At 39.0% G+C, this 12445-nt stretch carries 8 protein-coding genes, 1 tRNA gene and 1 rRNA gene (1 of these 10 cut by a window edge); 7 read left to right on the top strand and 3 right to left on the bottom strand.

What is annotated here, in order from left to right:
* The 3 genes from CGC63_RS11700 to CGC63_RS11690 all read left to right on the top strand — a co-directional run.
* Nucleotides 1-1589, top strand: a 23S ribosomal RNA gene (locus CGC63_RS11700); it begins 1295 nt to the left of the window's first position.
* Nucleotides 1590-1666: 77 nt separating this feature from the next.
* A tRNA-Trp gene (locus tag CGC63_RS11695) sits at nucleotides 1667-1737 on the top strand.
* Nucleotides 1738-1902: 165 nt separating this feature from the next.
* Entirely contained in the window at nucleotides 1903-2910 is a 1008-nt protein-coding gene (locus tag CGC63_RS11690) for a glycoside hydrolase family 25 protein (protein WP_003019445.1), read from the top strand.
* Between the two features lie 72 nt (nucleotides 2911-2982).
* On the opposite strand, the gene CGC63_RS15705 is transcribed toward CGC63_RS11690, so the two are convergent.
* The 3 genes from CGC63_RS15705 to CGC63_RS11675 form a co-directional block, all read right to left on the bottom strand.
* Entirely contained in the window at nucleotides 2983-4497 is a 1515-nt protein-coding gene (locus CGC63_RS15705) for a transglutaminase-like domain-containing protein (RefSeq protein ID WP_242648447.1), read from the bottom strand.
* 857 nt (nucleotides 4498-5354) lie between these two features.
* Nucleotides 5355-6332 (bottom strand): DUF58 domain-containing protein, encoded by a 978-nt coding sequence (locus CGC63_RS11680; RefSeq protein WP_242648448.1) that lies wholly within the window; start codon nucleotides 6330-6332, stop codon nucleotides 5355-5357.
* A gap of 145 nt (nucleotides 6333-6477) precedes the next feature.
* On the bottom strand, nucleotides 6478-7428 hold the full coding sequence (locus tag CGC63_RS11675) for an AAA family ATPase (RefSeq protein ID WP_003019452.1): 951 nt from the start codon (nucleotides 7426-7428) through the stop codon (nucleotides 6478-6480).
* A 256-nt stretch (nucleotides 7429-7684) separates the two neighbouring features.
* Between CGC63_RS11675 and CGC63_RS11670 the strand changes: the two genes are divergently transcribed.
* The 4 genes from CGC63_RS11670 to CGC63_RS11655 all read left to right on the top strand — a co-directional run bounded on the left by CGC63_RS11670 (nucleotide 7685) and on the right by CGC63_RS11655 (nucleotide 12273).
* The gene (locus tag CGC63_RS11670) at nucleotides 7685-8221 is read left to right on the top strand and encodes an ECF transporter S component (RefSeq protein ID WP_003019453.1); all 537 of its coding nucleotides are present in this window, start codon (nucleotides 7685-7687) and stop codon (nucleotides 8219-8221) included.
* A 5-nt stretch (nucleotides 8222-8226) separates the two neighbouring features.
* On the top strand, nucleotides 8227-8805 hold the full coding sequence (locus CGC63_RS11665; protein WP_003019456.1) for a class I SAM-dependent DNA methyltransferase: 579 nt from the start codon (nucleotides 8227-8229) through the stop codon (nucleotides 8803-8805).
* A 260-nt stretch (nucleotides 8806-9065) separates the two neighbouring features.
* Nucleotides 9066-10076: a 3-deoxy-7-phosphoheptulonate synthase gene (gene aroF, locus CGC63_RS11660; protein ID WP_003019458.1), complete on the top strand. Its 1011-nt coding sequence runs from the start codon at nucleotides 9066-9068 to the stop codon at nucleotides 10074-10076.
* 16 nt (nucleotides 10077-10092) lie between these two features.
* Nucleotides 10093-12273, top strand: coding sequence for a DNA topoisomerase III (locus tag CGC63_RS11655; RefSeq protein ID WP_003019459.1), 2181 nt, complete (start codon nucleotides 10093-10095; stop codon nucleotides 12271-12273).
* Nucleotides 12274-12445: the final 172 nt, after the last annotated feature.

The following is a 12445-nucleotide window of genomic DNA, read 5'->3' as shown; positions in this document are numbered from 1 at the left end:
AGAGTAAGGTGAGAATCCTTACGGCCGAATATCTAAGGTTTCCAGGGTAAAGCTGATCTGCCCTGGGTAAGTCGGGACCTAAGGCGAGGTCGAAAGACGTAGTCGATGGACAACAGGTTGAAATTCCTGTACTGCGATATAACAGAACTGTGGGGACACGTGTGGAAAGCACATCCCGGGAATGGAATCCCGGGGCAAGCGAGGTAGGAGTCTGGTAGGCAAATCCGCCAGGCAATCTGAAGACGTGATGCGGACCGAAAAGAAGTAGGGAAGTGTGTGAGCCATGCGTCGAGAAAAGCCGCTATTGTTTATATCGTACCCGTACCGTAAACCGACACAGGTGGATGAGGAGAGAATCCTAAGGCCGACGGAAGAAGCATTGTTAAGGAACTCGGCAAAATGACCCCGTAACTTCGGGAGAAGGGGTGCCACAGAGATGTGGCCGCAGAGAATAGGCTCAAGCAACTGTTTAGCAAAAACACAGGTCTATGCAAAACCGAAAGGTGAGGTATATGGGCTGACGCCTGCCCGGTGCTGGAAGGTTAAGAGGAGAGGTTAGCGCAAGCGAAGCTTTGAATTTAAGCCCCAGTAAACGGCGGCCGTAACTATAACGGTCCTAAGGTAGCGAAATTCCTTGTCGGGTAAGTTCCGACCCGCACGAAAGGCGTAATGATTTGAGCGCTGTCTCAACAATGCATCCGGTGAAATTGAAATACCAGTGAAGATGCTGGTTACCTGCGCCAGGACGGAAAGACCCCATGGAGCTTTACTCCAGTTTGGTACTGGGACTCGGTATTGCATGTACAGGATAGGTGGGAGACGAAGAGGCATGGACGCCAGTCTATGCGGAGTCGCTGTTGGGATACCACCCTTGTGATATTGGGTTTCTAACCAGCCGCCGTAATCCGGCGGTGGGACAATGCCAGGCGGGGAGTTTGACTGGGGCGGTCGCCTCCGAAAGGGTATCGGAGGCGCCCAAAGGTTCCCTCAGAATGGTCGGAAACCATTCGCAGAGTGCAAAGGCAGAAGGGAGCTTGACTGCGACACCGACGGGTGGAGCAGGTACGAAAGTAGGGCTTAGTGATCCGGTGGTATTAAGTGGGAATGCCATCGCTCAACGGATAAAAGCTACCCTGGGGATAACAGGCTTATCACTCCCAAGAGTTCACATCGACGGAGTGGTTTGGCACCTCGATGTCGGCTCATCGCATCCTGGGGCTGTAGTAGGTCCCAAGGGTTGGGCTGTTCGCCCATTAAAGCGGTACGCGAGCTGGGTTCAGAACGTCGTGAGACAGTTCGGTCCCTATCCGGCGTGGGCGTAGGATATTTGAGAGGAGCTGCCCTTAGTACGAGAGGACCGGGGTGGACGGACCGCTGGTGTACCGGTTGTTCTGCCAAGAGCATGGCCGGGTAGCCAAGTCTGGAAGGGATAAACGCTGAAGGCATCTAAGCGTGAAGCCCCCCTCAAGATGAGATATCCCATTCGAAAGAAGTAAGACCCCTTGAAGACGACGAGGTAGATAGGACAGAGGTGGAAGTGCAGTAATGTATGGAGCTGACTGTTACTAATCGGTCGAGGGCTTGACCTGAGTGTAGAGATACACGAACGGCAGTTGGAAAGTTTCGTTTTATATATGTGGTTTTGAAGGTATATATCATTTCATATAGGGGATTAGTTCAATGGTAGAGCACCGGTCTCCAAAACCGTCGATGGGGGTTCGAATCCCTCATCCCCTGTTTTAAAACTCCAGTATTTGCTGGAGTTTTTTCTTTCTCAATTATTATGTTTATGAATAAATTAAATATTGTAAGATAAATAACGTGGAGGACTTGGAAATAACAGGTTCTCTTTTTTATTTCAAAGAATTTATAGCATAATAAATAAGAGAAGAAAGGAATTCTATGGAAAAATTATTAATAGATGTAAGTGAACATAACGGAAAGATTGATTGGGAAACAGTTAAAAATTATATAGACGGGGCAATTATTCGCTGTGGATATGGAATGGATGAAACCAATCAGGATGATAAGCAATGGAAACGGAATGTGGCAGAATGTGAGCGATTGGGAATTCCCTTTGGCGTATACCTTTATTCTTATGCGACAAGCAAAGAAAAGGCAAAGAGTGAGGCTCAGCATGTATTAAGATTGATAAATGGGCATACGCTTTCTTACCCTGTTTATTTCGATATGGAAGAACCGGGGACAGAAAATGTATCTGTTGAGAATGCGAAGATTTTTGGGGATATTATTGAAAAAGCGGGATATTGGTGCGGTATTTATTGCAGCAAAGACTGGTATAAGACGGTTGTAAAGGGGCAACTCAAGCGATTTACTCTTTGGATAGCAGAATACGGAAGCAACAATGGGCAAATGCAGGACAATTACAAGCCTAATTTGGGAGAAGATATTTGGCAGTATTCTTCTGTGGGAAAGATGCAGGGGATTTCAGAGACTGTGGACTTAAATGTCTGTTATAGAAATTTTCCGTTGGAAATAAACAGAATGAAGGAGCAATGGATAAAAGATGAAAAAGGATGGTGGTATCGCCATGGTGACGGAACGTATACTAAAAATAATTGGGAATATATAAACAAAAAATGGTATTATTTCGACAAGAATGGATATATGGTTACAGGTTGGAAAAAGGTAGAAGAATACTGGTATTATATGGATATTTCCGGCGCTATGCAGACAGGATGGATATATGTAGGAGAAAATTGGTTTTATTTGAATGGTTCAGGACAGATGTATGAGAATACATGGTATAAAGAAGAAGAGCAGTGGTATTATTTGAAAGCAGGTGGCTATATGGCACGTAATGAATTGCTGAAAATCGGAAATGAAAAATTTGCTTTTTTGGATAGTGGGCGTATGGTAAGAACAAATGCCAGAGGTGCGCTAGTTTAAAGTAAAAAGACAGTCACAGGGAACGGTTTGAAATATATTTCCTGTGACTGCTTTTTCATGGAAATGAAATTCTTATACAACTTTTACAAATTTATAATAAAAATATTTTGCCTTGGGCTGTTTCCGGAGAAAAGCTTTTCGAGATTTACGGTAGGCGAAACGCAGTGTGCGAATTTCCTGTTTTGTAGGCTTTTTATTTCCAAAATAGATTTCTTCTGCCTCATTGCATAATTTTTCAAAGAAATTTTGTTTTTCATCAGGAAGCTGTTTTATAAACTTTTGTTTCCAGTCATAAGCTGCTAAATCTTTTTCAGGAATTTTAAATTCTGTTTGCCATAGCTTTAAAAGATTTTGATAAAGCAGAAAATAACCTTTTGTGCGATTATGGACAAAGTATCCTATTCTTTTTCTGTATAACATTTGGTAGCGTAAAATAAATAGCAGTAGGATAATACAAAGTCCCGGTAAAAATTTGAAAATAAACAAATAATTATTTTTTTCAGGTTTCGTTGGTTTTTGTGTTTTGGTTTCAGAAGTTCTTTCGGTAGTTTTTACAGTTTCTGAATTTGTATTTTTTTCCTGGGAGTTAGGTTTTACAGTTTCCGAATTTTCCGAAGACGGTGGAACTTCTGTATTCGGAATGTTGTTTTCCGGCGTAGTTGCAGAAACATTTGTGTTTTCATTAACAGAGCTGGGAGGGGTGACCTCCACCGGAACCCATATACCATTTCCAATATAAATTTCTGTCCACGCATGGGCAGAAGTATCTTTCACACTACAAGTAAAGGTTGTACTATTCTTCTTGGTAAAGTCTCCAGGTTGTACTACATAACCGGTGACATATCTGGCCGGAATTCCATACATCCGAAATAATAAAGTACCTGCGGTAGCAAAATGTACGCAAAATCCTCGGTGCTGTTCATACAAAAATTCGTATAAAAAGTTGCTGTCTGAAGATACCGGTGCAAGAGAAAGGCTGTATGATGCCTTAGACTTTAGAAAATTTTGTATTTCTTTTGCTGCCTCTTGGATAGTATCAAAATCAGGATTATCAGTTATATCCATATAAATCGGAAGTCCTGAAAGGTCTGTTTTTAATTGGGAGAAAATTTCTGAATTATCGTTTAAATATTTTTGTCGTACATAATTCCCATAATTTTTATTCAAAGATTGGTATTTCTTTGGTACACCACTTTCGGAAGTAAAAAGCGAGGATGCTGATGTAAGAGAAAGCGGATAATAGGACAACTTATGAGGCATAGAAAATTTACTTTCTATTGCATAGGTATCATCAAAAACAGTATTTTTTGATAACTTCACACCGTAAGGAAAATAGGTAAATTTCTGTGTGAATTTAGGTACCACAGAAAGGTCTGTAATTTTATCAGGTGCGTTTTCTTTTCCCATTGTGTAAGGCAGAGAAAAGAAATTTTGGAGTTCATCATCTGAAAGTCGGTTCTTTTTATAAAAGCTCTCCCATGAGTCTGAAGCTGGTGCTCTCCATACAGCATCATCATAATTCTGTCCGACAAATCCTCGCAAATACAAGGGAGAAGAAGGCTTGTCCTTACAGGTAATTTCAAACATAGTCTGTTTGCTGTATACAGGTGCTCGGTTACTTAAAGCCAGCTGTTTATTAGAACTCTCCTGTTCAAAAGAAAAAAACGGTTTTGAACAGGAACTTTTTGTATTTTGAGATTGTGGTAAAAAAGTTTTACTAAAATTGTCAGTGAACTCGTTGACTGTCTTGTGAACCGCATGGTTGTATTTAAAAACTTCAGGAGCAAAGTGCGGAACAAGAAATCGGATACACATAAAATAAAGTCCCAAGGCAAGAACAAGAGCTATGGGTTTTGTCGAGAACCAGAAAAGGCAGGCACCGATTATACATCCTATGGATAAATAGGATGGGGAAACACCCAAGAAAAAATTCAAAAAAACAGGAAGGCTTAATAATACAAAAAACAGAAAAGATTTTTTATATTGTAGCAACAGCGAAAGCAGGAGTAAAAAAAGATAAGTGACTGCAAGAAAAAGAAAATTCAAATCTATTTTTTTTACTGCTGTTGCAGAGGCATTTAAATATTCCTCCTGAAAAAGTATCTGAAGCCTGTGCAAAAAGGAATTTCCCTGTGTAAAAAAGCGTTTTCTGTATAAATAAAGAGTAAAGACATAAGGAAGTACAGTAACAAGAAAACGGACAGGAAGTTTTTTGATTTTTTGTAAAATCGTTAAAAAGAAGGAAAATAATCCAAGTATTAGTACAATTTTGTAATCCAAAACAGCAGAAGAAATCATGAGTAAAAGACTGGAATAAAGACCCAAAGCAAAAGCAAAAAGGGTAAAAAAGGAATAAAAAGAAGAAGGTGCACCGACCGCGTGTTTTTCTTTTGGTATCATTATGGAAATAGAAGGCTTATCTTTCTTTTTCATGAGCATCTCCTTTATAAAATAAGTGTGTTGTTTTTCAAAGATTCTGAAGTGTTGCCGGAACAATCCAAAAGAAGCTGTTGATTTTGATAAATCTGTAAATCTGTATTTAAAAGAAACGCTGTAAAATAAGTATCACAAGGATAGGTGTGGGAATACAGAGAATACAGGTTTTCTTTTGAAGCTGTAAGGGTTTCATACAGTAATTGATGCAAAAAAGAAAGGTAATCTTCCTCATTTTGAATAGGGATACGAAGAAGGGCATGTTCTTTTTCGTTGTACCATACAACAAAATGATTGCAGCCATAATACAGGAAAGAGTAAGAAAGAGAGGCCGCATATTGCAAAAAAGTACTGTATTGCGAAGGAGAGGCCTTTTTATCGGACTTTCCTTTCTCTAAGAAAAGAAGTACAGGGAAGCCTTTTGGTCTGCCTGTTTCTTTTACTAATAACTGGTCTGTACGTGCACTGAGTTTCCAGTGAATTTGTCTTAGCTTGTCGCCCGGAAGAAATTCCCGTATATCGCTTGTGTGGTAAGAGCCTGTACCGGAAATAATTTCCTCAAATCCATCACATTCTGCTGAAAAAAATCGTATTCCTTCGCTTAGCTGTATAGGAATTACAAAAGGAGAAGGATAAAAAAGAATATCAGCCTTTGCTTTACATGCCACGGGCAAGCTCAGCAGATGTGTAAAACTGTATATTCGGACCTTATTCGCCTGTAAATGAAATTTTCCATAGTAATCATTGGAAATAGTGCCTGATAAAACACTGGTTTTTTTCGCATTTAGGGAAAAATAGTAGTCAGGCAGGGAAATCTTATTTTGAAAAGCATCTGTAAAATGCCATTTCAGCCGAAGATAAGGCATGGGAAAAATTCCGGTATTTTGTGCCTGTAAATGAAATTCTAAAAGCTTGTTTGCTTCGTTGTCGTTAATAATAATGTCAGGCAATTCTATTTTTAAATGTCTGCGGCTATACAGTAAAATCATAAGCTCCAGTATCCAGTCTATAAAAAGAAAGAGAAACAGAGCACAGGCAGCTGTACTTTGATATAAAATTGCAAGATAAAGACATAGAAGAAGCAGTAAAAAAGTTATGAGATTAAAAACCATAAAACATCCTTTCTTGTAGATTTTAATGTCTGCTTCGCACAGACGGAGAAGGAGTGGCAGCTAAAATTTCCTTTAAAATAGAGTAGGCAGACACTTTGCTTATGCGGGCTTTTGAGCTGATAAGAATACGGTGTGTACAAACATCACAGAAAACGCTGTGCACATCCTCCGGACGTACATAATGAAATCCATGTAAAAAGGCTCTTGCCTGAGCCATTCGTGTCAGAGCCAGAGTACCTCTTGGGCTTACACCCAGTTCAATTAAGTGATGATTTCGTGTGGCATGAATAAGAGCCACGATATATTCATAGATAATATCGTGAATAAAAATATTTTGACATTCTTTTTGTAACTGTATCAGTTGTCTGGCATTTAAAACAGGCTGTACGGTCTCAATGGTATTTTCTGCCAATCTGCCTTTTAAAATAGAAATTTCTTCGTTTTGTTCCGGATAACCGATTTGCAGACAAATGCTGAAGCGGTCCATCTGAGATTGGGGAAGAAGCTGAGTTCCGGCAGAGCCGGCAGGGTTTTGTGTAGCCATTACAATAAATGGTTTGGGAACAGGATGTGTAGCTCCGTCAACGCTGACCTGCCCCTCTTCCATAACCTCTAAAAGGGCAGACTGTGTTTTGGGAGAGGTACGGTTGATTTCGTCTCCCAAAAATAAGTTGCACATGACTGCTCCGGGCTGATAATAAAATTCATTTGTTTCCTTTCGATACATGGTAAAGCCTGTTAAATCAGCAGGAAGAACATCCGGTGTAAAGGTTAAACGGTTTTCTTTTAAATTTAGCGCTTTTGCAAAAGCAAGAGCCATGGTAGTTTTTCCTACACCGGGAACATCTTCAAGCAAAATATGCCCGTTGCTTAAAATTGCCATCATGATTTTTTCAATACATTTATCTTTTCCGATTACGGCTTTTTGCACTTCCTGAATGACTTTATATGCAAGAGTAGTATTGGTGTCCATAAAAAATCCTCCCGTATAAAATATATTAAATTATACCATAATCATGTGAAATAGTCAGTTTATTTATAAATAAAATAAGAGAAGCAGATGTATATCCGGGGGATGGGGTTACAGAGCAGGGAAAAATGGAAAAAAATAAGGATAGAAAGAGTTCTGTAAAAAGCAGGAAAACACAACCCCTACTCCGGCTTGTGGACGGTAATGGATATCTATATAATTGAAAACAACATGAAAAGAAAGATGAGGAAAGAAAAAGATGAAAGAAAATCAAGTAAAAAAATTAGTGATGGCAGCGATGTGCGTAGCTCTTGGAATTATTCTTCCAATGGCTTTTCATACTATTCAAAATGCAGGCAGTATTTTTCTGCCCATGCACATTCCGGTGTTAATTTGCGGGCTTTTGTGTGGATGGCAATATGGGTTGATTTGTGGATTTTTAACACCTGTTTTGTCAAGTTTTTTTACAGGAATGCCACCGGCAGCAATTTTACCGGCAATGGCCTGTGAGCTGGCAGTTTACGGAGTGTTAACAGGTATCTGTATTAAATTTATTCACACAGGAAAACAGCTTATAAATATTTATATTTCTTTGACTGTTGCAATGGTAGCAGGAAGAATTGTCAGTGGAATTTTAAAAGCGCTTATTTTTAATGTGGGACAGTATAGCTTTAAGATTTTTATAACATCTAGTTTTGTAACCTGCCTTCCGGGAATTATTATTCAGTTTATTTTTGTTCCGGTTCTTGTTTTTGCATTGCAAAAGTCGGGTGTGATAGGTAGAGAAAGGATATAATTTTTATGGATGTAAAGACTTATTTTGATAAAATGGCAGATACTTGGGATGAAGATATTCTTCCCATAGATGAAGTCAGAAGGTGTATTGTATTTTTAAGCGGTGTAAAAGAGCATACTCGCGTTTTGGATGTGGCTTGTGGTACAGGCGCTATGTTTGTTGCTTTACAGGAAAAAAATCCGGAACATATAACTGCAATTGATGTATCGGAAAAGATGGCAGAAATTGCAAAAAACAAGGTAAAGGATAATCCTTTATTTGATGTAAGATGCGGTGATTTTTTTGAAATAGAAGATGAAAAGTATGATTGTATTATGATTTACAATGCGTATCCTCATTTTACAGACAAAGAAAAACTGGCTGCAAAGGTATCACAGCTATTAACACCAGATGGGAGATTTGTTGTAGCACACGGAGCAGGGAAAGAAGTTATTAATTTGCATCATTCCAATGTGCCGAAAGAGATTACTTCACAGTTGTTGTCTGCACAGGAAGAATGTGAATATTGGAAAAAGTGTTTTAATATGGATATTTTGATTGATACACAAAAGTTTTATATGCTTTCAGGTACTATTACACTTTAAATTGATAAAATTTATTGACAAATAAAAAAAACAGTTATATGATAAATATAATTTTTAGAAAGAAAAGGAATTGTGACAATGAGGCAGAAAGAAATGAATATAAATAAAAAGTATTATTTTTCTTACCCAGGCTATTTTTATGGTGTGGGTGCTTTCTGCTGTAATAAACATTTAGAGTTGCAATCATTTTAGTAAGTGATGAAGCGCCGGTGTTTGCATACAGCAGACATCGGCTTTTTATTTCGGAGGAGGAAAAGACTATGATTTTAGTATTAAAAAAAGGAGCAGATGAAAATAAGGTGGAAAGCTTGAAACAGCAGCTGAAGGATATGGGCTTAGGACTCCATTTATCAGACGGAGCAAATGCTTCTTTAATCGGATTGATTGGAGATACAACAGAAGTTGACGCAGAATGGTTAGGCGCTTTGGATGTTGTAGAGTCTGTAAAGAGAATTAAAGAACCATACAAAAAAGCAAATAAAGATATGCACCCCAATGATACTGTCATTGATGTGGCAGGAAGAAAAATCGGAGGCGGACATTTTCAGGTAATTGCAGGACCATGTTCTATTGAAAGCAGAGAGCAGATGACAGAAGTTGCCGAGGATGTAAAAATGGCGGGAGCAGGATTATTAAGAGGCGGTGCATTTAAGCCAAGAACGTCCCCATATTCTTTTCAGGGACTTGAAAACGAAGGGATGCAAATGCTTTTGGAAGCAAAGAAAGCAACAGGGCTTCCTATTGTAACCGAGATTATGAGTGCAGAACATCTTCCGTTATTTGAAGACGTAGACGTTATTCAGGTAGGAACAAGAAATATGCAGAATTTTCAGCTGTTAAAAGAGCTGGGAAAAGTAGATAAACCGATTTTGTTAAAAAGAGGTATGGCGAATACACTAGAAGAACTTTTGATGAGTGCAGAATATATTATGGCAGGAGGAAACGAAAAGGTCATTCTCTGTGAGAGAGGTATTCGTACATTTGAAACTTCCATGAGAAATACCTTAGATATTTCAGCCATCCCTATGCTGAAATCAAAGACACACCTTCCTGTAATTGTAGATCCAAGCCATGCAGCAGGTATTCGTTTTATGGTAGAGCCCCTTACTATGGCAGCCATTGCAGCAGGAGCAGACGGTGTGATGATTGAGGTGCATAATAATCCGGAAAAAGCACTTTGCGACGGAAAACAGTCTTTGACACCGGAGAGCTTCGCAGAACTGATGAAAAAAGTCAGAAAGACAACAGAATTTTTCCAAAAAGAGATGTAATGCAGGAGGATTGAGAATGAAAGCACTGGTATTGGCAGAAAAGCCTTCTGTTGCCAGAGATATTGCAAGAGTTTTAAAATGTAGTAAAAAGCAAAACGGAGCGCTGGAGGGAGAAAAATATATTGTTACATGGGCTCTGGGACATTTAGTAACTTTAGCAGATCCGGAGGAATACGATAAGAAATATAAAGAGTGGAATTTAGAATATCTTCCTATGCTGCCTAAGAAAATGGATTTAGTTGTTATCAAGCAGACTGCAAAGCAGTATCAGGCAGTGAAAACTCAGTTATATCGAAAAGATGTAAATGAAATTATTATTGCAACAGATGCAGGGCGTGAGGGAGAGCTGGTTGCCAGATGGATTTTAGAAAAAGCCGGATGTAAAAAGCCTGTGAAGCGTCTTTGGATTTCATCTGTTACGGATAAGGCAATTAAAGAAGGATTTGCACATTTAAGACCGGGAAAGGATTATGAAAATCTCTATGCGGCAGCTGTATCAAGAGCAGAAGCCGATTGGCTGGTAGGCATCAATGCCACTAGAGCGCTGACCTGTAAGTATAATGCGCAGCTTTCCTGCGGGCGTGTACAGACACCTACTTTAGCCATGATAGCCAAAAGAGAAGAGGAAATCAGGAAGTTTCAGCCGGAAGAATTTTACGGAATTACTTTAAAAGCAGGAAATATGCGTTGGAAATGGCAGGATAAAAAAAGCGGCAGTACACGTTCTTTTCATAAAGAGAGAATGGAAAGTATAAAAAATGCAGTCAACAGTGCTTTATTAAAAGTTATTTCTGTGGAGAAAAAGAGTAAGAAAATACCTGCTCCCGGACTTTACGATTTAACAGAATTGCAAAGAGATGCCAATAAAAAATTTGGATTTTCTGCAAAAGAGACGCTGAATATTATGCAGAGACTTTATGAGAACCATAAGGTGCTTACCTATCCCAGAACAGACTCCAGATATATCGGAACAGACATTGTTCCTACAATTAAGGAGAGATTAAAGGCATGTGCAGTAGGGCCGTATAAAAAAATAGCAGGAATGCTTTCTATGAAACCTGTAAAAGGAAATGCTTCTTTTGTGGATAATAAGAAGGTCAGTGACCATCATGCAATTATTCCTACGGAACAGTTTGTACAATTAGACCATATGAGCAATGAGGAGCGCAAAATTTATGATTTAGTGGTACGAAGATTTTTCAGTGTATTATATCCTTCATTTGAGTATGAGCAGACTACCATGAAAGCAGAAGCAGCAGGAGAAGTGTTTACAGCACAGGGAAAAATTGTAAAAAATATGGGTTGGAAAGAAGCTTACGAAGGAACGTGGTCAGACGAGGATGAAGAAGAATTTCAAAAGCTTTCGGAGAGAAAAGAAGGAGAAACACTGAAAATAGAGCAGGCAGAACTGACTGTGGGAAAAACAAAGCCACCAGCGGCTTTTACAGAGGCTACTTTGCTTTCTGCTATGGAAAACCCTGTAAAGTACATGGAAACGCAGGATAAGAAAGCCGCAAAAACACTGGGTGAAACAGGTGGACTGGGAACAGTTGCCACAAGAGCAGATATTATAGAGAAGCTTTTCCACACATTTCTGATGGAAAAGAAAGGAAATGAAATTCATATTACCTCAAAAGCAAGGCAGCTTTTGGAATTAGTTCCTGAAGATTTAAAAAAGCCGGAGCTTACGGCAGATTGGGAAATGAAGCTGTCTAAAATTGCAGAAGGAAAATTAGATAAGATGGTATTTTTAAAAGAAATTTCTGCATATACAAAAGATATTACGGCAGAAATCAAAGGGGCAAAGGGCACGTTCCGCCATGATAATCTGACGAATACCAAATGTCCGGTATGTGGAAAACGTATGCTGGCTGTGAATGGGAAAAACAGTAAGATGCTGGTTTGTCAGGACAGAGAATGTGGACACAGAGAGACTATTTCCAGACTGACAAATGCCAGATGTCCAAATTGTCACAGAAAGATGGAGATGTATGTAAAAGGAAAGGAAGATACCTTTATCTGTGCCACTTGCGGATATAAGGAAAAACTGTCCAGCTTTAAGCAGCGCAGGGAAAAGGAGGGTGTAGGAGTCAGCAAAAAGGACGTACAGAGGTACTTAAATAAACAGAAAAAAGAAGCACAAGAGCCAATCAATAATGCTTTTGCCGATGCCTTTGCAAAATTAAATTTAAAATAAAGAAATGATGAACGATCGTATGAAATATGCGGTCGTTTTTTTATTTCATAGGAAATTGCGTCCTATGAAATGAAAGTATCACTTTGTGAACCGCTCGTGCGCGGAGATTGTGCTGCTGCCCGATTTTTTTATAAGAAAATTTATAAAAATTTTTCTTGTCATTGCATATTTT

It is taken from the genome of Blautia hansenii DSM 20583 (assembly GCF_002222595.2).
Taxonomy (GTDB): domain Bacteria; phylum Bacillota; class Clostridia; order Lachnospirales; family Lachnospiraceae; genus Blautia; species Blautia hansenii.
The sequence above is the reverse complement of the archived record's forward strand: the minus strand, read 5'-3'. Positions and strand labels throughout refer to the sequence as shown.